The sequence below is a fragment of the Tritonibacter litoralis genome (assembly GCF_009496005.1).
GTDB classification, from domain to species: domain Bacteria; phylum Pseudomonadota; class Alphaproteobacteria; order Rhodobacterales; family Rhodobacteraceae; genus Epibacterium; species Epibacterium litoralis.
This window is the reverse complement of record NZ_WIBF01000002.1, coordinates 49144-74374: the sequence shown is the minus strand read 5'-3', so window position 1 is coordinate 74374 and position 25231 is coordinate 49144. Positions and strand designations below refer to the sequence as shown.

Genomic DNA, 25231 nt, shown 5'->3' with positions numbered 1-25231 from the left:
GGTGGAGTCGCTGACACCGATCCAGCACCCCAGTCCCAATTTCGGTCCGCGCCGCGACGGGCTTACCCCCTCCTTGGTGGTCATTCACTACACGGCAATGACCAGTGCCACGGCCGCATTGGATCGCCTCTGTGACCCTGTGGCCGAGGTCTCGGCCCATTATCTGATCAGCCGCACAGGAACCCTGTGGCAACTGGTGGATGAGGACATGCGCGCCTGGCACGCAGGTGTCGGCGAATGGGCAGGCGAGGGCGACATCAACTCCCGTTCCATTGGCATCGAACTGGACAATACCGGCGCACATCCTTTCCCAGAGCCACAGATGCGGCAGCTGGAACGCGTGCTGACGCAGATCCAAACCCGCTGGGCAATCCCGGCCCGCGGTATCATCGGCCACTCTGACATGGCGCCAGGGCGCAAATTTGACCCAGGCCCCAAATTCGACTGGCCCCGCCTTGCTCGCCAGAACCTGGCCATGGCCTCCAGTGGCCAAACGGCCCAAGACGCCAATTGGCCCAGTTTTCGCGCCGCCGCGCACCTGGCAGGGTTTACCGCCCCTTGCGACAACCAGACCCTCCTGCGCGCCGTGCGCCTGCGCCACCGCCCCCATGCCACAGGCCCGCTCACAGCCGCTGATTTTGCAGCACTCCCAAGCGGGTAACTCGCTTTCATCTTTTTAAAAATACTTTGGGGTGAATGCGTGCTTCGCACGCAGAGGGGTAAAGCCCCTGATGCGCCCGATCTCCATTGACGTCCTCTGCATTTGCGCGTAGGCCAGCCGTCGCACAGAAGGCCGGACGGTCGCGTGGCCCATGGGCCGCGAGGAAAGTCCGGGCTCCACAAGGCAACGGTGCCGGGTAACGCCCGGGCGGGGTGACCCGACGGAAAGCGCCACAGAAATGAAACCGCCTCGCAGGTCGGGGTAAGGATGAAACGGTGGGGTAAGAGCCCACCGCGCCCCTGGCAACAGGGGCGGCACGGCAAGCCCCACCTGGAGCAATGCCAAATAGGGTCCCCGCGCGGGCAGGTCAGGCAACTGATACCGCCGCTAGGTACGCTTTGACCGAGAGGGACCGGGTTGGCAGCTAGAAGCGTCTGGCAACAGGCGCTGCAGATGAATGACCGTCCAGGGGGCAACCCCGGACAGAACCCGGCTTACAGGCCTTCTGTGCAAATCGCCTTGGGTCGTCCTTGTACGGTCGCTGACAGGCCGATACGGATCAAGCGTTTCAAACAGATCAGACAGTTCCTTGCGGCAGAGTTAAAGATTGTGGATGAAACCGTGGAAATTCCCGGATCACCCTATTGACTCCACGCGCGCGACGTTTAAAAGCGCACGCTCATATGGAATTCACCGAAAGGCCCCTGCCTTTTCGGACGCAGGAGAAGCACCATGGCGAAGCCGACCACAATCAAGATCCGCCTGAACTCGACCGCGGGCACGGGCCACTTCTACGTGACCAAGAAAAACGCACGCACCATGACCGAGAAGATGGTTGTCCGCAAGTACGACCCGGTTGTGCGCAAGCACGTCGAGTACAAAGAAGGCAAAATCAAATAAGCCTTCTGATCCGGACTGGATTACAAAAAGGGTCACGCTTTTGGCGTGGCCCTTTTTCTTTGGTCATCTGCAGGCACCCTTCGCAGGTCTGATGCCCTGCCGCAGTTGGTTAAAAACCCATCTATTAAGGCAAGGTAAAAGCAAGAGTTTCGCAATCCTTTCCCATCACGCTAGTGGTGACCAACAGGTCGAACTGGAGTGGAACGGGATCAATGAGACGCGTGTTATTCTTTATGTTTCTGGTGGTCGCCACCCTTGTGGTGGAGGCTTCCCTGATCCGTCATCCCCGGGCCACAACGGTGGTGCCAGGGGCGCTCTTGCCTGCATCGGTCGAGGTGCGCCCTCTAAAAGGCTAGCCGCGCCCACAGGTGCCTTTGGGCACCATCCCCGCGCAGGCTCTGCTTAAATGCGCAGTTCCGCATGGATCACACTGGGCACCAGCCCCATGGCCTGCATCAACCCGGCAGAGGCTGCGTTAAACGGCGCATAGGTCGTCGCCATGCTGCTTGCCCCCAGATCCTGCGCCGCGTCCTTGACCGCGCGCACCAGCGCCTTGCCAATGCCCATGCGGCGCATCGATTCCGCAACTGCAATATGATGCAGCATCACCCGCGTGCCGCCGTACGTAACGGGCAGGGACGGGCGCTCCTGCACCTCATAGATCGTATACCCCAGCAAAGCGCCCATCGGGCTTTCGGCCACCAGCGCGTGAACACTGTCACCAGACAGCCAGTCCTCCAACCAACGGGCCAGCGCCGCCTCATCCGGGTTTGCGGGATACCGGTCCGGCTGGTGATCCACATGCAGCTGGTGCAGGTCCAACAGCATCGGCACCAACCGCGCGGCGTGTTCGGGGGCAAGGGGGGTTATCTTCATAATCCTCTCAGAGGCAGCGCCTCTGCTTTCCTGGTAAACGACAAAAGAAAAGGGCGGGTCCGTTTGGCCCGCCCCTCGCTGTTTTGATTGTCTTGGATCGCTTATTCGCGGTCGCCAAACAGCTGGAGCAGCAGCATGAACATGTTGATGAAGTCCAGATATAGGCTCAGCGCCCCCATGATGGCGGCTTTGCCCAGCCATTCCTGGTCGCCCGAGTGGGCCATCTGCAGGTAGGTGTTCTTGATGTTTTGGGTGTCATAGGCGGTCAGGCCAGCAAACAGCAGCACGCCGATCACCGAAACGGCAAAGGCCAGCGCCGAAGAGGCCAGGAAGATGTTGACGATGGATGCAACGATCAGACCGATCAGACCCATCATCAGGAAGGTGCCGATCGGGCCCAGATCACGCTTGGTGGTGTAGCCATAAAGCGACAGACCCGCAAAAGCGATCGAGGTGATCAGGAAGACCTGAATGATGGACTGGCCGGTGAAGGCAATGAAGATCCAAGAGATCGACAGGCCCATAACGGCTGCAAATACGTAAAACACCAGCTGTGCCGCTGCAGCAGACAGGCGGTTGATGCCCGCGCTAAAGCCAAAGATGAACGCCAGTGGCAAGAACATGATCACCCAACGCAGAGGTGAAGTATAGATCGCCGCCCCCAGCGGGGTCAGCTGGCCGCCCTGCATCGCCAGGTTCGAGATCGCCCAAGCCGCAGCAAAGGTGATCAACATGCCGATGGACATGGTGCCGTAAACTTTGTTCATGTGGGCCCGCAAGCCCGCGTCGATTTCGGCCGCGCGTGTGCCCGCGGCGGACCGGATGTGGTCAAATTGTGCCATGTGAAATGGTCTCCGTCGCATAATTCCTCCAGCCATGCGGCGCACCCGCACAGCGTTAGCTCAGATATTGGGGGAAGTCGGGCAAGGTTCAAGTGTTTTCCGCAAGGATGCGGCATCAAAACACTTAAAAGATATGCAACTTAGCAGTTCAGCCCCCGCCGGGGCGTTCGGCCAGGGTGGCGATGGTCGCCACCCTTGGAAAATTCACGGGACTGTCACGCCAGATCAAGCACTTACAGCCGTGTTGCAAACCGGCGTCTTACCGGCTTGGCAGATACCAAAACGGACGCGCGGCTTCGATGTCTGCTTCACGGCGACTGATCCCGATGTCGGCCAGTTCGACATCTGACAGGCGCGCAAGGGCTTTACGTTGACGGCGCAGGGCGGCCAGCTCAGCCAGAACGGCAAACACAGAGCGGCGCGCAGGGCGCATGATACGTTCAGAGGACAGATAAGCCATGAGGATCTCCTTAGATTCCTTATTCGTTAAGATTTGATGGGTTTCACCCTTTCATCAATTTGCTTGATACATATGGCAGCCTGTGGCACATTTTAAAAACGAATGTTTTTGATTGATTGCATCAGGAGGTGTGATGGTACGGAATCTTGATATCACCACGCTCCGCTCTTTTGTCGCGGTGGCTGACAATGGCGGGGTGACACGCGCGGCCGGGTATTTGCACCTCACCCAATCGGCGGTGTCGATGCAGCTCAAACGTCTTGAAGAGCTGTTGGGCCTGCAACTTTTGGACCGCAGCGGGCGTACCATTGCGCTCACATCCGCTGGCGAGCAGATGCTGGCCTATGCCCGGCGCATGATTGCGCTCAACGACGAGGTCATTGGCCGTCTGACGGATCAGGCCTTTGAGGGGGAGGTGAACTTTGGCGTGCCGCACGATGTGGTCCATCCGGTGATCCCGCGCGTCCTGAAACAGTTCAACGCCAGCTATCCGCGTGTGCGGGTCAATCTGGCAACCACCAATACGCGGATGCTCAAGGAAGAATTTGCCAACGGCAATTTCGACCTGATCCTGACAACCGAGACCACAGCCCAGGAGGGGTCCGAGACCATTCACCAAATGCCGCTGCGCTGGATCGGAGCGCCGGGGGGATCGACTTGGCGTCACCACCCGCTGCGTCTTGGCTTCAGCAAGCATTGTATCTTCCGTGGTATCGCTGTGAAAGCGCTGGACGAGGCAGGAATTCCCTGGGAAATGGCGCTCGACAGCGACTCCGACCGATCGGTCGAAGCAACAATCAGCGCGGATCTGGCCGTGGGGGTTCTGCTGGAAGGGACGCAGCCTGATTATCAGGAACTGGTGGAAAGCAACGGCGCGCTGCCGATGCTGCCGGCCCAGCACATAAACCTTTATGGAGCGGATAAGGTCCGAGCGGCTTATGTTGAAGAGCTGGCCAATCTGGTCCGCCAGGGCTTTGACGACATGCGCCCAGCTTCCCTGCGATTGGCGGCTGGGTAAACGGGGATCCGGGGGCGGATGATCCGCCCCTTGTTCGCTACTTTATACGTCGTCCATTGTTATCACGATTTTCCCGGTTGATTTCCGGGTGCGCAACAGCTCCAGCGCCTCTTCGACCTGCGCAAGCGGCATCTGGTGGCTCACATGTGGTTTCAGCTGGCCTTCACGGTACCAGGTAAACAGCTGCGACAGGCAGTTCTGTACCACCTGCGGGTGCGATTTCAGAAGACCTCCAAAATAGAGCCCAATCACGGTAAGGTTCTTGACCAACAAATGGTTCGCCGGGATCTGCGGCACGTCTCCGCCTGCAAACCCAATTGGCAACAGCCGCCCACCGGGGTTGGTGGCGCGAAAGGCGTGGGTCCAGACGTCCCCGCCAATAGTTTCATATACCACATCAGCGCCGCCCAACTCTTTGACACGGCTGCGCAGATCTTCGGAGGCATCAATCAGAATGTCAGCGCCGGCTGCTTTTGCAACCTCCAGCTTTTCCGCACCACGCGCATGGGCAATGACGCGGGCCCCCATTTTCTTGCCAATCTCGACCGCTGTCAGCCCAACACCACCTGCGGCCCCGGTGACCAGCAGCGTCTCACCGGGTTGCAACCGGGCGCAGTGATCCAGCGCCAAAAGGCTGGTTCCATAAGCAATTTGAAATCCGGCCGCCTCGACAAAGGACATCTCATCCGGCAGAACAACGGCGCGATTGGCGTCAAACACCCCCTGTTCCGCAAGGCCATCCTGCCCGCCAAATACGGCAACCCGGTCGCCGATCTGCAGCCCATGGGTATCTTTACCGATTTCGGTAACAACCCCGGCGATTTCAAGCCCAGGTGTAAACGGGAGCTCGGGAGTATCTTGATAAGCGCCTTTGATCATTAGCAAATCGGCAAAATTCAAACCACATGCCGCGATTTTCACGCTTATTTGATCGGATTTGGGTGATTTTGCGTCAAGAGTGGTCAGCTTTGCGCTGTTAATGTCGGATACGTGGTACGCAAGCATCAATAATCGCCTCTGGGTTGCTATTCGTCCGGTGGAATGTGATTCGTGCAAAGATTACCAGAAGATCTACCTTTCGACGCTGCGGCAAAGCGTAAGAGGATTGTTGCAAATTGTTAAAAAAACCTTTGCATGAATATTTTTGTTCATAGAAACATAGCGTTACACACGCCACTCGGAATTGGGTGGCATCCGAGCTTGAATTCAACCGATAAGGGCGTAAACTTATCCGTGTGGTATGTCTCAGATTAGGGAATATGGGGAATTCCTAGTCGGCGGCGTTGGTTCGGGTGTGGGTCCGAGGTGGCGAGCTTCGGCTGTAATCTGAGCTTCTGCGGTGGAAAACGACTAGGAGAAACCCATGGCTCACCCTGTGGATGTACATGTAGGAAAGCGTATCCGGCATCGCCGTTGGCTGATCGGTATGACGCAACAACAACTGGCCGAAAAGGTCGGAATTAAATTTCAACAAATTCAAAAATACGAAACTGGCGCGAACCGTGTCAGCGCATCGCGACTTTGGGATATTTCCGATGCTCTGGACGTTCAGGTCAGCTTCTTCTTTGAAGGTTTGCAAGACGACCAGAAAACTGCCGAAGGTGGTATGGTTCCGGACGATCTGATGACCGACAAAGAAGCGCTGGATCTGGTACGGTCGTACTATGCAATTCCTGAGAACCAACGTCGTCGCCTGTTTGAACTGGCGCGCGTGCTCAGCGATGTTGCCTAAGCACAAAGGGGCCTGATCCAGGCCCTTGAGGTGTCACATCCAAATTACCTTCGTGGTTTTGGGAAATGACCCTTGTAAATTGGGCGGTTCGGTGGCACGCGTGCCGTATGACCCGAACCGCCCTTTCTGATCTTGAGATTGCCCATAAACTGGCCGACGCGGCCCGTGCTGCAATCCTTCCTTTCTTTCGCAATTTGACCGTCGAGGCTGAGAATAAGCTGACCGACGGGTTTGATCCTGTCACAGCTGCGGATCGCGCGGCGGAACAGGCCATGCGAGATATCCTGGCGCAAGACTGTCCAACAGATGGCATCCTGGGCGAAGAGTTTCCAAATGTTGCAGGCACGTCTGGACGGACCTGGGTTCTGGACCCCATTGATGGCACCCGCGGGTTTATCAGCGGCACTCCCACCTGGGGCGTCTTGATTGCGCTGTCAGATGCGGATGGTCCGTTCTTGGGCATTATTGACCAACCCTATATTGGCGAACGCTTTGTCGGGACCGCTGATCAGGCCCGGATGACGGGCCCACAAGGGGCAAGCCCCCTGCGCACCAAACCAACCACCACGCTGGATCAGGCGATCCTGTTTACCACATTCCCCGAAGTTGGTACCAGCGAAGACCGCGCCGCCTTTGAACGGGTGGCCGCCCATGTCAAACTGACCCGATATGGGATGGATTGCTATGCCTATGCGCTGCTGGCGGCGGGGCAGGTGGATCTGGTGATCGAAGCGGGGCTCAACGCCTATGACATTCAAGCGCCCATTGCGGTGATCCAAGCGGCTGGTGGAATTGTCACCAATTGGGAAGGCGGCCCGGTCCACGACGGTGGCCGCGCTTTGGCAGCTGCCACACCGGAATTGCACGCCGCCGCACTCAAGCGCTTGCAACAGGGTTGAGGAACCGGACCGGGCAGTGATATATTCACTTCCGGTTCGAGTCCTTTTGCCCGTCTTCCGTCGGACCCTCAATCACACTTCTTGACCGAAGCGGGCGCAGATCCAAGGAGTGTGCCTGATGCCGTCAGCCCCCCAATCTCATATGGACCCGTCCGCCTCTGAAACCTTGATCCAGGGCGCAACTTGCGTTGTGACCATGGACGACGACCGCCGCGTGTTGCGCGATGCGGATGTGCTGATCCGCGCGGGCGCAATTGCGGCTGTGGGGCAGGGGCTGACAACAACAGGCGTGGTTGTCAGCGGCAAACATACGATGGTGACGCCGGGCCTTGTGAACACCCATCACCATCTCTACCAAAATCTCACCCGCGCCGTGCCGGGCGCGCAGGATGCTTTGTTGTTTGGCTGGCTCCAAACGCTTTATCCCATCTGGGAACGCTTTACCCCTGCGGATATGCATCTGTCGACCCAATTGGGGCTTGCCGAACTGGCCCTGTCGGGCTGCACGCTGACCGCAGATCATCTTTACCTTTTTCCCAATGGCGCCCGGCTGGATGATACCATTGCCGCCGCCCAAGAAGTCGGCCTGCGGTTCCAGCCCACCCGCGGCGCCATGAGCATCGGTCAAAGCGACGGCGGTCTGCCCCCTGACAGTCTGGTAGAGCGCGAAGCCGCAATCCTTGAGGATATGATCCGGGTGGTGGACACCTTCCATGACCCAAGCGACGCGGCGATGATCCGTGTGGGGCTGGCACCCTGTTCGCCCTTCTCTGTCAGCCGCGACCTTATGCGCAACACAGCGCTTTTGGCGCGGGACAAGGGCGTGATGCTGCATACACATCTGGCCGAAAACGACGAAGACATCGCCTATTCGCTGGAAAAATTCGGCTGCCGTCCGGGTCAATATGCCCAGGATCTGGGCTGGGTGGGGTCGGACGTCTGGCATGCCCACTGCGTAAAACTTGACGGAGAAGAGATTGATCTCTTTGCCAAAACCCGCACCGGTGTCGCCCACTGCCCCTGTTCAAACTGCCGTCTGGGCTCGGGCATTGCGCCGATCCGGGCAATGCGTGATGCAGGCGTTCCCGTGGGGCTTGGGGTGGATGGCTCCGCCAGCAGCGATATGGCCAGCATGATCAACGAGACCCGTCAGGCGATGCTATTGCAACGGGTTGCCAAAGGGGCCAACGCCATGAGCGCTTATGAGGCGCTGGAACTGGCCACGCGCGGTGGCGCGGATGTGCTGGGTCGCCCTGAATGTGGTCGGATCATGCCCGGAAAACGCGCTGATCTGGCAATCTGGGACACGCGCACCGCCTCTGGCAGCGGCAGCTGGGACCCGGCGGCGCTGGTGCTGGCCGGGGCCGCGACGGTCAAACATCTCTTTGTGGAGGGACGCCAGATTGTCGCAGACGGGCAGGTCACCACGCTCGATCTCCCTGATCTGATCACCCGTCATTCCGCCCGCGCGGCCGAACTTGCCAGCGCAAGCGGATAAGGCCCGCGCTTTCATCTTTTCAAAAATACTTCCGCCGGAGGCCAGGGCGCGGGAGCGCCCTTCCTTCCATACTCGCCCGGCCAGCGCAGCTCAGTGTTGAACGGGTTCTCCCGCCACATAGACCTGTGCCACGGCCCGGTCATCACCCATCATCACGGTTGCAAACACCGCCTCCCACAGGTCGTCCACCTGTGCCACGCGCTGCGCAATCGCCGGGGTCGAGGCCAGGTCTAGAACCACAATATCCGCCTCCAGACCGGCGGCCAGATTGCCAACCTTGTCTTCGATCCGCAGCGCCCGCGCGGACCCTTGGGTTGCCAGCCACAAAAGTTCCGCCCCATGCAGGGGCCGCCCGCGCAGCTGGCCAACCTCATAAGCGGCCGCCATTGTGCGCAGCATCGAAAAGCTCGACCCGCCGCCGGTATCCGTGGCCAAGCCAATGCGGTGGCCTTCGGCCATCAACCCGCCCATGTCAAACAGGCCAGATCCGATAAACGTGTTCGAAGTCGGGCAATGCACCAATGCGGCGCCAAACTCGCGCAGGCGGTGGCGCTCGCGCTCTTCCAGATGGATCGCATGGCCATAAACCCCTTTGGCCCCCAACAGGCCAAACATCTCATAGGTGTCCAGATAATCCCGCGCATTGGGAAACAGGGATTTGACCCAGTCGATCTCATCCAGCTGCTCGCTCAGATGGGTCTGCATCAGACATTCCGGGTGCGCCCGCCACAAAGCACCCATCGCCTCCAGCTGTTCGGGGGTGGAGGTGGGCGAAAACCGCGGCGTGATGGCATATTCCAGCCGGTCCACCCCATGCCAGCGTTCTATCAAGGCCGCACTTTGGTCAAATGCAGTCTGCGCCGTATCCTGCAACCCCTCGGGCGCGTTGCGATCCATACAGGTCTTGCCCGCAACCACCCGCTGTCCACGCGTCTGGGCTGCCGCAAAAAACGCATCCACGCTTTCGGGGTGGATGGTGCAATAGCTGCAGACCGTGGTGGTGCCATTGGCCAGGGTCAGCTCCAGATAACGCCCCGCAACCTCCGCGGCATAGGCAGGATCGCCAAATTTCATTTCCTCTGGAAAGGTATAACTGTTCAGCCAATCAATCAGCCGCTTGCCCCAACTGGCAATGATGGCGGTCTGCGGGTAATGCACATGCGCATCCACAAAACCCGCCATGATCAGCTTTTGTCCGTGATCCACCACCTCAGCTTTGGGGGCCAGTTTCTCCATCGCGGCCCGGCTGCCCAGCTCCACCACGCGGCCTGCCCGCAGCAAAACCGCCTCATGCAGCTGTGCTGCGTCCTTGGGATCCTCACGGTCAAACGGAGAGGCCAAAAACGACAGCACGTGCCCGCACAGGATGATATCTTTACGCATCGCCAGCGTCCTTTCCTTGCCAAACCGCAAGCCACAGGATACCCCCGACAGGAGTGCCGGTAAATCGTGGAATTGTCATTGTTTTCCGGTAACTGCTTCTTCTATCCTGTGCCAAAGAAAAACGGGGGGCAGCGCAAATGAGCAGCGACACGGAAACAGCCGTTTTTGAAGAGGCAACCGAAGAACCCTTTGAGCTGAGCCGCAAGCTGGTGGTGGGCATCCTTTATGCGGTGGACGCCAAGGATCGCGAGACGCTGACCAAGCTGATGGAACCGCTTCACGCAGCGGACATCGCCGACCTTCTGGAACAGATCAACGCCTATGACCGGCGCCGCCTGATCCAGCTTTATGATCGTGGATTTGACGGGGAGATCCTGTCGGAACTGGATGAAAGCATCCGCGAAGAGGTCATCGCGCTTCTTAATCCCCATGTGCTTGCCGAAGCGGTGCGGGAACTGGAAAGCGATGATGTCGTTGACCTGCTGGAGGACCTCGAAGAGCCCCAGCAAGAGGCCATTCTGGATGTTCTGGAAGATTCCGACCGGGTTGCGGTGGAACAATCGCTGGCCTACCCGGAGAATTCTGCTGGCCGTCTGATGCAGCGCGAGGTGGTCATGGCCCCGGATCACTGGACGGTGGGGCAGGTCATTGATCACATGCGCGCCAGCGAAGACTTACCGGAGCAATTCTATCACGTGGTGGTGGTGAACCCGCGTTTGCATCCCGTGGGCAATGTCACCCTGGGGCGGATCATGGCCACCCGCCGTGACGTGCCGTTGATGGACCTGACCGAAGAAACCTTTGAAATCTTCCGCGCCGATATGGATGAGGAAGACGTGGCCTATGCGTTTAACCAATACCACCTGATCTCTGCCCCTGTGGTGGATGACGAAGGGCGTATTGTCGGCGTCATCACCATTGATGACGCGATGATTGTTCTGGACGAGGAACACGAAGAAGACATCCTGCGTCTGGCCGGTGTGGGTGAGGAAAGCTCGCTTTCGGACAAGGTGATCAACACCACCCGGCGGCGCTTTCCCTGGCTTGCGGTCAACCTGGTGACGGCGGTTCTGGCCTCGCTGGTGATTGCCCAGTTTGAGGAGACGATTGCAGGTTTTGTCGCGCTTGCGGTTCTGATGCCGATTGTGGCCTCGATGGGGGGCAATGCAGGCACCCAGTCGCTGACGGTTGCGGTGCGCGCCCTGGCCACCCGCGACCTGACCGGATCCAACGTCTGGCGGGTGATCCGACGCGAGATTCTGGTAGGTCTGGTGAACGGCGTGATCTTTGCGGCCGTGATGGCGGTTGTGGGTATGGTCTGGTTTGGCTCTCCTGCGCTGGGCGGGGTGATCGCCGTCGCGATGGTGATCAATCTAGTCGTCGCGGGGCTTGCTGGCACGGTGATCCCGATTATCCTTGACCGGTTGAATGTGGACCCGGCGCTGGCCTCTGGGGCCTTTGTGACCACGGTGACCGATGTGGTGGGCTTCTTTGCCTTCCTCGGGCTGGCGGCGGTGGTGCTGCTGTAGGAGAGAGCGATGACCGCCAAGACAGCCTTGAACGCAGAAAAAGCAACCGCCCGCAAGGAGGCCTTTGCGCGGCGCAAGGTGGCGCATGCCAACCGCCGCCCCGGCGTTGCAGGCCATCTGTCCGAGGTTCTGGCAGGCTATCGCGGCGTGCCTTTGGCGGGGTACATGCCAATCCGGACTGAGATCACGCCGCTGGCAGCCATGGCCGAGGCTGCGGCCTATGGTCCGGTGGGGGTGCCCGTGATCCAGGGGGAGGCGATGCCGCTCCGTTTCAGCCGATGGGAGCCAGATGGCCCTCTGCGCGATGGTCCCTTTGGGGCGCAAGTTCCCCTGGTGGACGATTTTTTCGATCCTGAAATCTTGATTGTGCCGCTGGTGGCCTTTGACACACAGGGCAACCGCTTGGGCTATGGCGGCGGGTTTTATGACCGCACGCTGCAGGCATTGCGCGCCAAACGTCCTACCTTGGCAATTGGCTTTGCCTATGCCGCGCAACAGGGCGCGGATCTGCCGCTTGAGCCCACAGATCAACCGCTGGATATGATCGTGACCGAAGCAGAGGTTCTGGATTTCACGCGCTCGGATCGGTGAGGCTGCAAAAACCCGGCGTTTAACCAGACAAATCCAACTCCCCCCTTGCCGCTGGTCGCGCGGCTGCCTAAGGGAAGAGACATGCGTATTTTATTTCTCGGCGACGTGATGGGCCGCGCAGGGCGTAAGGCCGTCATCGAAGGGCTTCCCAAACTGCGGGAAGACTGGAAATTGGATTTTGTCATTGTGAACGGCGAAAACGCCTCCAATGGCATGGGATTGAATGGCGAACATGCCAAGGCGCTTTTGGCGGCAGGTGTGGATTGCCTGACCCTGGGCGATCACGCCTTTGACCAAAAGGACATGCTGCAGTTCATCGAGGGCGAAAGCCGCATCGTGCGACCTTTGAACTTTGCCAAAGGCGCGCCAGGCCGTGGCTACCGTCTGTTTACCGCGCCAAAAGGCCAAAAGGTTCTGGTACTGCAGGCTCTGGGGCAGGTCTTTATGAAACGGGCCTTTGACGACCCCTTTGGGGCGGTGGAGCGGGTGCTGAAATCCCACCCCCGTGGGGGGCTGGCGCAGGCCATTATCGTTGACATGCATTGCGAGGCCACATCCGAGAAGATGGCCATGGGTCATTTCTGCAATGGCAAGGCCTCATTGGTGGTGGGCACCCACACCCATGTGCCCACAGGCGATGCGCAGATCCTGTCAAACGGTACGGCTTACCTGACCGACGCTGGCATGTGCGGCGACTATAACTCCGTCATTGGCATGGAAAAGGCAGAGCCCATGCGCCGCTTTCTGACCGGCATGCCCAAAGGCCGCTTTACCCCCGCCGAAGGGGAGGCGACCCTGTCCGGTGTCTATGTGGAAACCGATGACCGCACGGGGGCCGCGACCAAGGTGCGCATGGTGCGCCAGGGTGGTCTGTTGCAAAGCGCAGGTGTGGCGGACTGATACACCCATGTGTCAAAGGGGCAGGGGATCATGCAAGACCAATTTGAAATCCGCCCAGCCCGGCCGCAGGATGTGGACGCCATCCAGTCCTGCGCCACAGAGGCGTTTCAGCAATATGTGGCCGCCATTGGCAAAAAGCCTGCGCCGATGGTGGCAGATTTTGCCGCACTGATTGACGCAGGCCATGTTTATGTCGCGGTTCAATCCCCAGACCGATCACTGGACCAACCACCCGGCAATCTGCTGGGATATATCGTCTTTTTCCGAAGTGATACGGTGGTTGAACTTGAAAACATCGCAGTCCGCCCCTCGGCCACTGGGCGCGGTGTGGGCAAGGCGCTGATCCAATTCTGCGAAGACAGCGCCAGACAGGGCGGCGCACAGGCCGTTGCACTTTATACCAATGCAAAGATGGTCGAAAACCTCGCGATCTATCCACATCTCGGCTACCAAGAGATCGCGCGCCGCAGAGAGGACGGGTTTGATCGCGTCTTTTTCAAAAAGACGCTCTGAACCGGCGCAGGATCGGCAAAAGATGGCTGTTTATCCCGTTAAATGGCAGCAAAATGAGCCGACGTGGCTTTCGCAGGATTTCTTTTGTTTCCTTTATTTCGGAATGGCTTGCCCCCTTCTTTGCAATCCGGCAATGTGGGCGGCGGCCTGTCCGGGCGAAAGGCGCTTTGGTCTTTGTGACAAGGTGCTGTTAACCGGGTGCGCTTGATAAGGTCACCACAGGACCCAAACAGCTAGGACGATCTGAGTTATTATGAATTTTCTCGAGTTTGGAGCCTCTACCGACGCGGTTATCGCGCTGGGGATTGTGCTGTTGATGTTCGTCGGCTTTATGCGTGAGATCTACCCAACCGAGGTGGTGGCGCTGATCGGCGTGTCCTTGATGCTGTTGACCGGTGTCCTGCCTTATGAGGCGGGGGTTCTGGTGCTGTCCAACCCGGCCCCTTGGACCATTGCGGCGATGTTTATCATCATGGGCGGTCTGGTGCGCACGGGGGCGCTGGATGCCTTTACCCAATTGGCCCGCTCCAAAGCCGAAGTCAGCCCCAAGCTCGCCATTGCGATGCTGATGGCCTTTGTGGTGGCGGCCTCTGCTGTGGTGTCTAATACGCCAGTGGTGGTGGTGATGATCCCGGTCTTTATCCAAATCGCGCGCACGCTGAATGTTTCGGCCTCTAAACTTCTGATCCCGCTGTCTTATGCGGCGATCCTGGGGGGCACGCTGACCTTGATCGGGACCTCGACCAACCTTTTGGTGGATGGGGTTGCCCGCGCGCAGGGGCTGGAGCCGTTTTCCATCTTTGAGGTCACGCCCTTGGGGATTGTGCTGGTGATCTGGGGCATGATCTACCTGCGGTTTGTCGCGCCCAAATTGCTGCCGGATCGCGACAGTATGGCGATGCTGCTCAGTGATCGATCCAAAATGAAGTTCTTTTCCGAGGCCGTGATCCCCCCTGAAAGCAACTTGATCGGGCGCGAAGTCACCGGCGTTCAGTTGTTCAAACGCCCAGGCGTACGGTTGATTGATGTGGTGCGTGGTGATGTCTCGTTGCGCCGCAACCTCAAAGGGGTCGAGTTGCAGGTCGGCGACCGTGTGGTTCTGCGCACCCAGATGACCGAACTACTCAGCCTGCAGCGCAACAAAGAGCTCAAACGGGTTGATCAGGTCTCCACGGTTGAGACCAAAACGGTTGAGGTTCTGATCACCCCCGGTTGCCGCATGGTCGGGCGCTCGCTGGGCGCGCTGCGCTTGCGCCGCCGCTATGGTGTCTATGTGCTGGCGGTCCACCGCAAGAACCAGAACATCGGCGTCCAGATTGATGATCTGGTGGTGCGCGTGGGCGATACTCTGCTGCTGGAAGGCGCGGCAGGTGATATTCAACGTCTGGCGGCTGATATGGATATGGCCGAGGTCTCGCAACCTTCGCAACGGGCCTACCGCCGCAGCCATGCACCCATTGCTGTGGTGGCCCTCTTTGCCATCGTTCTTCTGGCCGCCTTTGGCGTGGCTCCGATCCTGTTGTTGGCCGTTCTCGCCGTCGCAGGTGTGCTGGCCACACGCTGTATTGACGCGGATGAGGCGTTCTCCTTTGTCGACGGCCGCCTCCTGGCGCTGATCTTTGCGATGCTGGCGATTGGGGCGGCGCTGGAACATTCCGGCGCGGTCAGCCTGATCGCCAATGCGATGGCGCCTGTTCTGTCCATGTTGCCACCGTTCCTGGTGGTCTGGGCGGTCTATCTGCTCACCTCGGTTCTGACCGAGCTGGTCTCCAACAATGCGGTGGCTGTGGTTGTGACACCGGTTGCCGTCGGGCTGGCCCAGGCGATGGGGTTGGATCCGCGCCCCTTGGTGGTGGCAGTGATGGTGGCGGCCTCGGCCTCCTTTGCGACCCCGATCGGCTATCAGACAAATATGCTGGTTTACGGCCCCGGCGGTTATCGCTTCTCGGACTTTTTGCGGGTTGGGATTCCTCTGAACCTCAGCATCGGACTACTGGCTTCGCTGCTGATCCCGTTCATTTGGCCTTTATAAGAGGTAAATCCAGCTAAAATTCCCCGTAAAAACAGGCTTGGTGTCCGGAATACCTGCCCTGAAAGCTGCACATTTCGTTCCTATATCAAAGAACGTGTGAGTGATTGAGGACGGGACTATGAAGACCATACCAACTTTTGTTGCCCTGGTGCTGAGCGGTGGCCTGGCGATTGCCTTTGCGTCGATGTTGTTCGGCACAGGCTGACCAAAACCAGCGGGCTGATTACAGACTGGATGATGTCGCGTCGCTTTACAGCGGCCAGAAGATCAGGATCGCTGGGATTGTGACGGCGACCACCAGGATTTCCAACGGCAGGCCAATGCGCCAGTAATCGCCAAACCGGTAACCGCCGGGACCCAGAACCAGCGTGTTGTTCTTATGCCCGATGGGCGTCAGAAACGCGGCCGAGGCTGCAACGGCAACCGCCATCAGAAACGGATCGGCCGAGACGCCCAGCGTATTTGCCATCTGAATGCCCACCGGGGCAGCCACAATGGCGGTGGCGGTGTTGTTCAACACATCCGACAGGGTCATGGTGACGACCATCAAAACGGCCAGAATGCCCCAGGCCGGCAGGCCGCTGGTCAATGTGATCAACCCTTGCGCCAGAATTTCTGTCCCGCCCGAGGTCTCCAAAGCCGCCCCCAAGGGGATCATCGACCCCAACAGGACCACGACAGGCCATTCCACATGGTCATAAAGCTGCCCAATCGGCAGGATCCCCGTCAGCACATATCCGACCATCACCAATCCCAGCGCCACCGGCAGGTACACCAGCCCCAGCGAGGCCGCCAGAACCGCTGCGCCAAACATGCCGATGGCCAGCCAGGTTTTGTCATTTGCGGTGACATCCAGCCCCCGGTCTTCCAGTGGCAGGCAGCCCAGCCAGTCGATTACGTCACGCGCCCGTCCGCGTGGGCACAGCAGCAGCAGAATATCCCCCGCCCGGATCTCGCTCTGGCGGATGTGGCCGGTGATCTGCGCGCCTTGGCGGGACAGGCCCATCAACACGGTGCTTTGTCGCCAGGCCAGGCCAATGGACTGCGCCGACCGTCCGGTGATCCGCGCATCTTCGGGCACCACCACCTCAACCAGCTCCAGACCTTCGCCTGCGGCCTCCAGCTTTTCTTGCCGGGCCGCATCGGAAAAATTGAGCGACAGCGCCGACCGAAACTCGTCCAGTGCTTCGGGAGAGGCCTGCAGAACCAGCGTGTCGCCGTCCTGCACAACCGCGCCCGCTGCCCGTCCGTACCGCCGCTTGCCCTGCCGGATCAGGCCCAGAATGGCCACATCGGCCTGTTCCGCCTCCGGATACAAGGCGCCCAACCGTTGCCCCACCAGGGCCGAGCCCTCGGGCACGGTGAGCTCCGCCATATAGGGCGCAATATGGGTTGCATCGCTGGTGCCATTGTCGCGCTGCGGGATCAGCCGCCAGCCAACCAGCGCCACAAAGGCCAGACCGACAAGCGCCGCAACCCCACCCACCGGCGCAAAATCAAACATATGAAAAGGCGCCCCCAGCTGTTCTTCGCGAATGCTGGCAATAATGATGTTGGGGGGCGTGCCGATCAACGTGGCCATACCGCCCAATATGGTGGCAAAGGACAGCGGCATCAGCGACAGCCCAGGTCCACGCCCCGCTTTTTTCGCGGTCTGGATGTCCACCGGCATCAACAGCGCCAGCGCCGCCACATTGTTCATAAACGCCGACAACACCGCGCCTACGCCACCCATGATCGCGATATGTGCGCCCAGACTGCGACTGGCGTCCACCAGGCTTCGGGTGATCAGAAACACTGCCCCAGACCGGACCAAACCGGCCGAGACGATCAACACCAGCGCCACCACCAGCGTCGCCGGGTGGCCAAAGCCCGCAAAGGCGTCTTTGGTGGGCACCAGCCCCAGCACCACCGCCACCATCAGCGCGCCAAAGGCCACCAGATCATAGCGGTAGCGCCCCCAGAGCAACAAACCAAAGACAACGCCAAAAAGGCCAAACAACAGGTATTGATCAAAACGCATAGGGCCACCTTACGCCTGTCGAACAGCGGGGCAAGGGGACAAACTCGGCCTTGATGTCATGGAACTGGGGCAGGGCGGCTTGAAACACCCGGCCAAGGGCGGCTATATGAACGCCAATTCGGATAATCTGACTATTAACGCAAGGATGCACCATGGCAGGCCACTCCAAATGGGCAAACATCCAGCACCGCAAAGGTCGCCAGGATGCCGCACGTTCGAAACTCTTTTCCAAACTGGCCAAGGAAATCACCGTGGCCGCCAAAATGGGCGACCCCGATCCCGATAAAAACCCCCGCCTGCGTCTGGCTGTAAAAGAAGCGAAATCGAATTCGGTCCCCAAGGATGTGATCGAACGCGCGATCAAAAAGGCGACTGGCGGCGATGCGGAAAACTATGATGAGATCCGCTATGAAGGCTATGGCCCCAATGGCGTTGCCGTCATCGTGGAAACCATGACCGACAACAAGAACCGCACGGCTTCGGTTGTGCGTTCGACCTTCACCAAAAACGGCGGCAACCTGGGTGAAACCGGATCCGTGGGCTTTATGTTCGACCGCAAGGGTGAAGTCACATACCCCGCTTCTGTAGGGGATGCCGACACTGTGATGATGGCGGCCATCGAGGCGGGCGCCGAAGATGTCGAAAGCTCGGAAGACGGCCACATTATCTATTGTGCGGACACGGACCTGAACGACGTGTCCAGCGCGCTGGAGGCCGAACTGGGTGAATCTGAATCCACCAAGCTGATCTGGAAGCCCACCACCACCACTGAGCTGGGTCTGGAAGACATGCAAAAGCTAATGAAGCTGGTGGATGCGCTCGAAGATGATGATGACGTCCAGCGCGTCACCACCAACTTCGAGGCCTCGGACGAGGTGATGGAACAACTCTGATCCACCGCTGACTGAATACTTAGTAAAACCCGCCCAGTGAGGCGGGTTTTTTGTTTTTTTGACGATCGAATTTCTCTGCCTCAAGATAATTATTATTCAAACGTTAATATATTGCTCTTTGCCACATGGAACTTCAAACCAACCAAATTTTTAACGAAATCCAACAAAAGTGGAGCGACGAAGAAGAAGTTGCTTTACTCGCTTATGCTCTGTTTGAGAAAAAGCGTATCGAAGTCGAAGAGCGACGCATCATGCGAGATGAGTCCTTCAGTTTGCAGACCTTCTATGATGACAACAGTTTAGAAGGCTTTGTTATCGAAGCCCGAAAAAAACTGCGCAGGCAATCAATTATTGATGAGGCGGTAAGTGCCTTGGACTCCGTCAAAGAAACTGTGGAGTCTGTTGACGCAAAAATCAGCGGACGTCGTGCGTTCTTCTTCGCTGTGTATACTGGGGTGATCACTGCAATTGCGGTCCCTGCGTTGGCTCTCTGCCTCTTACTGGGCGCGAAACTTCTAACGGGTGGAACGGATTTTATGACGCTTTTATCCGATCTGTTTCAGGTAGCGTCAACCGCATTGCAACAAGGAGAGTGAAATGCCTACCCCAAAACTTGCAAGACTTAAAAAAGGTGATTCCGTACTTGTCGATTACGATCCGAACACTGGAAAGATTTCTGAGTTTAGCGGCGAGAAATGTCGTGTGAAGCTGTATGGAAACAAGGGAGTTCAAGTTCGTCGAAAGCAATGTCTATTGAAAATTGGACAACGGTCCGGCAGAGAAACGTTCAAACGATCTTATATGATTGGGAAAATTACGAAAACTTCGCTTATTCCCCAGTCAAGAAATAACCGTAGCGGCCATTTTTATGTTTTGGAGTGGTTCAAGGAATCTCCGAACAAAACGAGTGGCAGTCACCTTGTCAGCGATGGCGGGGGAGAGTTGTACGCCATAGTTTTAGATGGAGTTCTGGTCTTTCGTCCACATGAGAATCCAGAAGCTACTCGTCTCTTTCCGGAAACAGCAGGTGTTCCTAACACAAATAGTCTATGCTCTCTGCGGATCTGATCGCCAATCGGTCATCGGCAATTCCAAGGTTTGAGCCTCACGCCCAAGGATTAAGCTTGGGCTGAGCGCTTTTTCAGCAGCCGGTCCAAATCCGAAGGAAAACAAGCCTTGCTACCCAAGCGTTTATTTCCGGTTTACGTTTTCACCCTAGCGCTGAGTGTGCGGCAATGGTGATTGCGGCCTCGTCCCCCCTCTCAGACGCAGGTTGCATGGAGTTCTAGTGAACGAAGGAAACGATGATGGGTATTGCTCAGATGAACAGCCCGGAGACCCCGCAGGCTGACACACAGGCTGATACACTGGCCGAGGCCGAATTGGGTCAGTTGATCAATCTCTGTGGTAAAATGCGGATGCTGTCGCATCGCGCTGTGATGATTGCGCTTTTGCAAAACTGCGAGGATCCGCGCAAAACACTGGGTGGCGAAGCCTTTGCCGCAGCTTTGGATGAATTTGCCGCCATTGCCCAACGGATCTCGTTGACCCGCGCCCACAGCGATCTGCCGCCGGATGTTCTGGTGGCCATGCGTGCGGTTCAAGCCATCACGCCAGAGCAGGAACAACAGCTTGAGAAGTTCATCAACGCCGCCCGCGATCTGAGCAACAGCGGCAACCGCGCAGATCAAAGCCGTCTGGTCGCTTTTGCCGAATTTGTCGCCACAACCCTGTTGTCGACCTTAAACGATGTTGTGGGCGGCATTGGGCGCGCGCTGGATTACGCCGTTGCGCAGCGCAGCAGCCGTTCGGCGTTCAATCGTGATGTGATCTCGAAATCCGTGTCCCAGATCGAACAGATCAGCCAGGCGGTCTTTATGATCTCAGTCAACGCCTCGATCGAGGCGGCGCGGGCCGGAGAGCAAGGCAGGGGGTTTTCCATCCTTGCCAGTGAAATCCGCAGCCTCAGCCAAACCTCCGCCACCTCGGTCCAACAGCTGCGCAGCCAGCTGGAGGTCTTGGCCTCCTGACGGTCATTCAAAAAACGCGCTGATCTCCTCCAGCGGTTTTTTCCACTTGGCCACACCCGGCACGGTCGCGGTATCTGCGGGGTGCCCCACTGCGATAATCATTGTTGGTTTCTCAGCCTCGGGCCGCCCCAAAGCGCCGTTCAGAAATCGCATCGGATTGGGCGTATGGGTCAAGGTCGACAGCCCGGCGGTGTGCAAGGCCGCCAGCAGAAACCCGGTGGCGATATTGACGCTTTCGGGGACATAGTAATTTTTGTACCGGCTGCCATCCTCAAAGGTGCCCCAGCGCTGGGCAAAGACCACAATCAACCAGGGCGCAATGGTCAGATGTGGTTTTTCCGCGGTGGTGCCAATTGGTTCCAACGCCTTGATCCATTCATCCGGCGCACCGCCATCATAGAATTTGCGCTCTTCGGCTTCGGCCTCTTCGCGGATCCGCTGTTTCAATTCGGCCGATGACACCGCCGCAAAGAACCACGGCTGGTGATTGGCTCCCGACGGGGCAGAGCCTGCGGTGCGGATGCAGTCTGCGATCACCTCACGCGCCACAGGTCGGTCGCTGAACTCCCGGATCGAATGACGTTTCCGCATATGTGCCAGAAACTTGGCCGCCTCTGCCTGCATTTCCGCGTCACTATAATCCAGCCGGTCCGGCAGTGGCAGCGCTTCGTAACTCAGGCTGTCTTTGGAAAACATCAGGGGCCTCGCGTTGGTCAGGGTTGCTTTAATTTTGCTTTGGCCGATTTCTGCACAGCTTTGGTCAGGGGCGCAAGGGCAGGGGCCATGACGCGGCTCACCTGCCACGTCAGCGGGATGTCCAGCGCCCGGCCAGGGATCAGCGCGCACAGGCGGCCCTGGGCCAGATGCCCGCGCACCAGATCCGCCGGGTTCATTCCCCAACCAACACCTGCCACCGCTGCATCGACAAAAGCATGGGTCGAGGGCAGGAAATGCGTCGGCGGCGCCAACCCGGTGGCTACATTGGCGTCACACCAGCGGCGCTGCAGCTGGTCCTTGGCATTGAAAATCAAACAGGGCGCACGCTCCAGCGCGGCCCGCGTGACCCCATCGCCAAACCAGCGCGCCATAAATGCGGGGCTGGCCGTCGCTTCATATTCCAACGCGCCAAGCGCGCGCATGTCGCAACCTGTCACCGGTGTGGTCAATGATGTCACCGCGGCTGAGACCTCACCCCGCCGCAGCCAATCGGCGCTGTGGTCCTGATCATCCAGCACCAGATCAAACAACACGCCGTCCAATGCGGCCATGGCATCAATGAACCAGGTCGCCAGACTGTCGGCGTTGACGGCCACCCGGATACGCGTCGGCCCCTGTTCGGTGGGCAGGCCCAGATCCCGGTGCAAGGCGGCGGCCAACAGGGTGATATCTTCGGCATGTTTGGCCAGACGCGCGCCTATGGGCGTTGCCTCACAGGGCTGGCCCCGATGCACCAGGGTTGCGCCCAAATGTTCCTCCAGCGCCTTGATCCGCTGCGAAATGGCCGAGGGTGTCACATGCAGCGCCTGCGCGGCCTGATCAAAGGAGCCAAGCCGCAAAACAGCCGCCAGGGCCGCCAGTTGATTTTGATCGAGCTGCATTAGAATTGCTAATCTGAAGTTAGGTGTATTAACTGGATTAACGTCGCCACAGGGCTTAGTCAAACTCCACGACCAGATAACGGAGCCTCCCCATGTCCTCAGCCCTAATTGTCGGTTTTGCTCCCGGTTTTGCCCCCGGGTTCGCTCTGGGTCTCAGCCTGATTGTGGCGATTGGCGCGCAGAACGCCTTTGTTCTGCGGCAGGGGCTGCGACGCCAGCATGTTCTGCCAGTTGCGTTGACCTGCGCGGGCTCCGATGCGGTTCTGATTGCGGCTGGCGTGCTGGGGTTTGGATCTTTGGCACAGGTGCTGCCGTGGTTTGAACCGGCGATGCGGCTGGGCGGGGCGGCATTTTTGCTGTGGTATGGCTTGCGCAGCTTTCAATCCGCCTGGCGCGGCGGCGACGTGCTGCTGGCAGACACAGCTGAACGTCAGCCCCTGTGGCCGGTTCTGGCGACCACGCTGGCGCTCACTTGGCTGAACCCGCATGTCTACTTGGATACTGTGGTTTTATTGGGCTCAATCTCGTCGCAATATGACAATCCTACCCATTTTGGACTGGGCGCAGTGACCGCCAGCTTCTGCTTCTTTCTGGTCTTGGCCTATGGCGCGCGCCTGTTGGCCCCGGTCTTTGCCCGTCCCCGCGCCTGGCAGATCCTGGAGGTCGGGATCGGCATCATCATGTGGGCCATCGCCCTGCGTTTGCTGCTGGGGTGAGCCGCGCCAAATGTATCGGTACGCGGAAGGATTTCTCCTTTCTTTCTTCGCATGTTAAGTAAAGGGCAGATCCTCCCCGACCCAAGGCAGCTCCATGACCGATGTGACCGCATCCCGCGATGAAAACGCCCCGGTGCAGGCGGTTCTGTGGATGTTTGCAACCGGCATGGCCTTTGTTGGGGTCACCGTGGTGATCAAGTTTATGGATGGCCGTCTTCCCCCGTATGAGACGGCCTTTCTGCGTTATCTTCTGGGGCTGGTCTTTGTGGTGCCAATGCTGCGCAGCTTTACCAGCACAACATGGACCCCGCGGCTGCATCTGGTGCTGGGCGCACGGGGGATCGTCCATGCCATCGGCGTGGGAGGATGGTTTTACGCCATGTCGCGCATCCCCTTGGCCGAGGTGACGGCCATTGGCTATCTGACGCCGATCTTCATCTCAATCGGTGCAGTGTTTGTCCTGGGAGAAAAGATGGCCCTGCGCCGGACACTCGCGATTGTGGCAGCCTTTGTCGGCAGTCTGATTATCCTGCGTCCGGGCCTGCGAGAGATCACGCCGGGCCATTTGGCCATGCTGGCCACCGCACTGACCTTTGGCGTGTCACATCTGTTGGCAAAACTTGGCGTGCGCGACTCCTCACCTGGGGTGGTGGTGGCCATGCTGTCGATCTGGGTTCCCATCGCATTGTTGCCCTTTGCCATCGCCACCTGGGTGTCGCCCAGCGGCGCGGATCTGGCCCTGTTGTTCCTGGTGGCCTGTCTGGCCACCGCAGGTCATTACACAATGATGTTGGCCTTTGCCGCTGCTCCGGTTAGCGTTTCACAACCGGTCACATTTTTGCAATTGGTTTGGGCCACGTTGATTGGCGCATTGATGTTTGGCGAGGCCATAGACATTTGGGTCGTCGCGGGTGGTGTGCTGATTTTAACCAGTATTACCTATATTAGTTGGCGCGAAGCCGTCTTGAAAAAGCGTAGCATTACGCCGCCGGCCCCGGCCATTGACCATTAAAACAGCGTCATCATGGCGTCACAAATACGTTTCATAAAGGCATTCCAATATAGAAGACACACGCACTTGTTGTGCTGGATCTGCGGGTCTGGTGTGAAAGCCGTACTGCTCCGCCCAAGTAAGGAAGCTGTAATGCGTTGGTTCTTGGGAATAATTATCGCGCTGGCGATGCTCTGCCCGGTGACCCCTGCCTGGGCGGGCTTTCATTTGTGTAATGACACAGCCGATGATCACCATGTCGCATTCACCCAGAAAACAGACGGCGCCTGGGTCAGCCAGGGATGGCGGTCGGTTCCTGCCGATGACTGTGTGACGCTGATCAGCCAGGATCTGACGTCCCGTTTTTATTATCTGCGCCTGCGCGACCTTGGCGTGGATCTTGTCCCGTCGTCGGTTAAGTTCTGCGCATCCGATCAGGATTTTCGCGGCACGGGCAGCACAGAATGCCACCGCCAGAGCCTGTCCTCGTTAGATTTTGCACGCATTGATGTGGGGCGGGATACGTCAGATTTTACCCAGCAGATCTCAGCATTATTGCCGCAAGATGACGTTTCCAAAGTAGCGCAGCGCACATTGCAGGCGGTTTTTGAATCCTGCCGGGTGGCCCCCGGCGGAAACGGGCCTCTCTGTTCCTTTGTGGGGCAAGACCGCCAAATTCTGACCCGTCTCAAACCCTCTGTTCCCAAATCCCTTGCGCGCAGGCTGATGCAGCTGCCAACCGGAGCCCTGGTGCGGCTGACGGTAACTGTCTTCCACGACTCCCCAAATGCGCTTGAGGTCAAGGTGCTGGAGGCCGCGCATTTGCCTGCGGATGAGGCCCATAAACAGCTGATGGATCTGCAAGGCACCTGGGTGTCCACAATTGATCCCAATGACAGTTTTACCGTTCACGGCCCGTCACGTATGAATTTTTACCTGGGCGCAGCCACAACGCGTGAATTCCTGTCGGTTTCTCCACAATGCCTGGGTCATGTGGCGCAGGGTGGGTTTACCCTTCACGCTTGGAGCAAGGATGACACCAAAGGCCTGTGTTACCAGATTGATCGGTTGGACCGCGAATACCTGACACTGCGGTTCCTCCCCAGTGGACAGGCGTTGGAATATATACGCAAACCAGGCAGCTAG

27 protein-coding genes and 1 other RNA gene are annotated in these 25231 nt (G+C 58.5%); 20 read left to right on the top strand and 8 right to left on the bottom strand.

The window, feature by feature from the left end; genetic code table 11:
• Position 1 precedes the first annotated feature (1 nt).
• From GFB49_RS04560 to GFB49_RS04545, 4 genes are all read left to right on the top strand, one after another.
• Positions 2-661 (top strand): N-acetylmuramoyl-L-alanine amidase, encoded by a 660-nt coding sequence (locus GFB49_RS04560; RefSeq protein WP_343032491.1) that lies wholly within the window; start codon positions 2-4, stop codon positions 659-661.
• A 124-nt stretch (positions 662-785) separates the two neighbouring features.
• Positions 786-1174, top strand: an RNA gene (gene rnpB, locus GFB49_RS04555) — RNase P RNA component class A.
• 219 nt (positions 1175-1393) lie between these two features.
• A complete protein-coding gene (gene rpmG, locus GFB49_RS04550; RefSeq protein WP_007814563.1) occupies positions 1394-1561 on the top strand; it encodes a 50S ribosomal protein L33 in 168 nt (55 codons plus the stop codon).
• Between the two features lie 212 nt (positions 1562-1773).
• Positions 1774-1917, top strand: coding sequence for a hypothetical protein (locus GFB49_RS04545; RefSeq protein WP_153214637.1), 144 nt, complete (start codon positions 1774-1776; stop codon positions 1915-1917).
• A 46-nt stretch (positions 1918-1963) separates the two neighbouring features.
• On the opposite strand, the gene GFB49_RS04540 is transcribed toward GFB49_RS04545, so the two are convergent.
• The 3 genes from GFB49_RS04540 to GFB49_RS04530 form a co-directional block, all read right to left on the bottom strand.
• On the bottom strand, positions 1964-2437 hold the full coding sequence (locus GFB49_RS04540; RefSeq protein ID WP_153214636.1) for a GNAT family N-acetyltransferase: 474 nt from the start codon (positions 2435-2437) through the stop codon (positions 1964-1966).
• A 101-nt stretch (positions 2438-2538) separates the two neighbouring features.
• On the bottom strand, positions 2539-3279 hold the full coding sequence (locus GFB49_RS04535) for a Bax inhibitor-1/YccA family protein (RefSeq protein ID WP_153214635.1): 741 nt from the start codon (positions 3277-3279) through the stop codon (positions 2539-2541).
• A 259-nt stretch (positions 3280-3538) separates the two neighbouring features.
• On the bottom strand, positions 3539-3739 hold the full coding sequence (locus GFB49_RS04530; protein WP_153214634.1) for a DUF1127 domain-containing protein: 201 nt from the start codon (positions 3737-3739) through the stop codon (positions 3539-3541).
• A gap of 133 nt (positions 3740-3872) precedes the next feature.
• Between GFB49_RS04530 and GFB49_RS04525 the strand changes: the two genes are divergently transcribed.
• Positions 3873-4757 carry a LysR family transcriptional regulator gene (locus GFB49_RS04525; RefSeq protein ID WP_153214633.1) on the top strand — a complete coding sequence of 295 codons (885 nt, stop codon included), beginning with the start codon at positions 3873-3875 and terminating at the stop codon, positions 4755-4757.
• 42 nt (positions 4758-4799) lie between these two features.
• Here GFB49_RS04525 and GFB49_RS04520 read toward each other — a convergent pair whose 3' ends face one another.
• On the bottom strand, positions 4800-5762 hold the full coding sequence (locus tag GFB49_RS04520; protein WP_153214632.1) for an NADPH:quinone oxidoreductase family protein: 963 nt from the start codon (positions 5760-5762) through the stop codon (positions 4800-4802).
• Between the two features lie 358 nt (positions 5763-6120).
• Between GFB49_RS04520 and GFB49_RS04515 the strand changes: the two genes are divergently transcribed.
• The 3 genes from GFB49_RS04515 (at position 6121) to GFB49_RS04505 (ending at position 8886) form a co-directional block, all read left to right on the top strand.
• Positions 6121-6489, top strand: coding sequence for a helix-turn-helix domain-containing protein (locus GFB49_RS04515; protein WP_153214631.1), 369 nt, complete (start codon positions 6121-6123; stop codon positions 6487-6489).
• A 107-nt stretch (positions 6490-6596) separates the two neighbouring features.
• Entirely contained in the window at positions 6597-7388 is a 792-nt protein-coding gene (hisN, locus tag GFB49_RS04510) for a histidinol-phosphatase (RefSeq protein WP_153214630.1), read from the top strand.
• A gap of 142 nt (positions 7389-7530) precedes the next feature.
• Complete coding sequence (locus tag GFB49_RS04505) at positions 7531-8886, top strand: 8-oxoguanine deaminase (protein ID WP_153214976.1); 1356 nt, start codon at positions 7531-7533, stop codon at positions 8884-8886.
• A gap of 90 nt (positions 8887-8976) precedes the next feature.
• Here GFB49_RS04505 and guaD read toward each other — a convergent pair whose 3' ends face one another.
• On the bottom strand, positions 8977-10269 hold the full coding sequence (guaD, locus tag GFB49_RS04500) for a guanine deaminase (RefSeq protein ID WP_153214629.1): 1293 nt from the start codon (positions 10267-10269) through the stop codon (positions 8977-8979).
• 137 nt (positions 10270-10406) lie between these two features.
• On the opposite strand from guaD, the gene mgtE reads away from it, so the two are divergent.
• From mgtE to GFB49_RS04475, 5 genes are all read left to right on the top strand, one after another.
• A complete protein-coding gene (gene mgtE, locus GFB49_RS04495) occupies positions 10407-11798 on the top strand; it encodes a magnesium transporter (RefSeq protein ID WP_153214628.1) in 1392 nt (463 codons plus the stop codon).
• Positions 11799-11807: 9 nt separating this feature from the next.
• Entirely contained in the window at positions 11808-12389 is a 582-nt protein-coding gene (locus GFB49_RS04490) for a 5-formyltetrahydrofolate cyclo-ligase (RefSeq protein ID WP_153214627.1), read from the top strand.
• Positions 12390-12470: 81 nt separating this feature from the next.
• Entirely contained in the window at positions 12471-13289 is an 819-nt protein-coding gene (locus GFB49_RS04485; RefSeq protein ID WP_153214626.1) for a TIGR00282 family metallophosphoesterase, read from the top strand.
• 30 nt (positions 13290-13319) lie between these two features.
• Positions 13320-13802 (top strand): GNAT family N-acetyltransferase, encoded by a 483-nt coding sequence (locus GFB49_RS04480; RefSeq protein ID WP_153214625.1) that lies wholly within the window; start codon positions 13320-13322, stop codon positions 13800-13802.
• 253 nt (positions 13803-14055) lie between these two features.
• A complete protein-coding gene (locus GFB49_RS04475) occupies positions 14056-15834 on the top strand; it encodes an SLC13 family permease (RefSeq protein ID WP_153214624.1) in 1779 nt (592 codons plus the stop codon).
• Positions 15835-16084: 250 nt separating this feature from the next.
• Here GFB49_RS04475 and GFB49_RS04470 read toward each other — a convergent pair whose 3' ends face one another.
• A complete protein-coding gene (locus tag GFB49_RS04470) occupies positions 16085-17857 on the bottom strand; it encodes an SLC13 family permease (RefSeq protein ID WP_153214623.1) in 1773 nt (590 codons plus the stop codon).
• A 152-nt stretch (positions 17858-18009) separates the two neighbouring features.
• On the opposite strand from GFB49_RS04470, the gene GFB49_RS04465 reads away from it, so the two are divergent.
• From GFB49_RS04465 to GFB49_RS21355, 4 genes are all read left to right on the top strand, one after another.
• The gene (locus GFB49_RS04465) at positions 18010-18750 is read left to right on the top strand and encodes a YebC/PmpR family DNA-binding transcriptional regulator (protein WP_153214622.1); all 741 of its coding nucleotides are present in this window, start codon (positions 18010-18012) and stop codon (positions 18748-18750) included.
• Positions 18751-18875: 125 nt separating this feature from the next.
• Positions 18876-19346, top strand: coding sequence for a hypothetical protein (locus GFB49_RS04460; protein WP_153214621.1), 471 nt, complete (start codon positions 18876-18878; stop codon positions 19344-19346).
• Between the two features lies 1 nt (position 19347).
• The gene (locus tag GFB49_RS04455; protein ID WP_153214620.1) at positions 19348-19818 is read left to right on the top strand and encodes a hypothetical protein; all 471 of its coding nucleotides are present in this window, start codon (positions 19348-19350) and stop codon (positions 19816-19818) included.
• A gap of 239 nt (positions 19819-20057) precedes the next feature.
• Positions 20058-20780, top strand: coding sequence for a methyl-accepting chemotaxis protein (locus GFB49_RS21355; RefSeq protein WP_281347140.1), 723 nt, complete (start codon positions 20058-20060; stop codon positions 20778-20780).
• 3 nt (positions 20781-20783) lie between these two features.
• On the opposite strand, the gene GFB49_RS04445 is transcribed toward GFB49_RS21355, so the two are convergent.
• Positions 20784-21476 (bottom strand): nitroreductase family protein, encoded by a 693-nt coding sequence (locus tag GFB49_RS04445; protein WP_153214618.1) that lies wholly within the window; start codon positions 21474-21476, stop codon positions 20784-20786.
• 17 nt (positions 21477-21493) lie between these two features.
• Entirely contained in the window at positions 21494-22378 is an 885-nt protein-coding gene (locus tag GFB49_RS04440; RefSeq protein ID WP_153214617.1) for a LysR family transcriptional regulator ArgP, read from the bottom strand.
• Between the two features lie 92 nt (positions 22379-22470).
• Here GFB49_RS04440 and GFB49_RS04435 point away from each other — a divergent pair, with 92 nt between their 5' ends.
• The 3 genes from GFB49_RS04435 to GFB49_RS04425 all read left to right on the top strand — a co-directional run bounded on the left by GFB49_RS04435 (position 22471) and on the right by GFB49_RS04425 (position 25231).
• Positions 22471-23094, top strand: coding sequence for a LysE/ArgO family amino acid transporter (locus GFB49_RS04435; protein ID WP_153214616.1), 624 nt, complete (start codon positions 22471-22473; stop codon positions 23092-23094).
• A 94-nt stretch (positions 23095-23188) separates the two neighbouring features.
• Positions 23189-24106 carry a DMT family transporter gene (locus GFB49_RS04430; protein WP_246149612.1) on the top strand — a complete coding sequence of 306 codons (918 nt, stop codon included), beginning with the start codon at positions 23189-23191 and terminating at the stop codon, positions 24104-24106.
• Between the two features lie 132 nt (positions 24107-24238).
• Positions 24239-25231 carry a DUF1036 domain-containing protein gene (locus tag GFB49_RS04425; protein WP_194269261.1) on the top strand — a complete coding sequence of 331 codons (993 nt, stop codon included), beginning with the start codon at positions 24239-24241 and terminating at the stop codon, positions 25229-25231.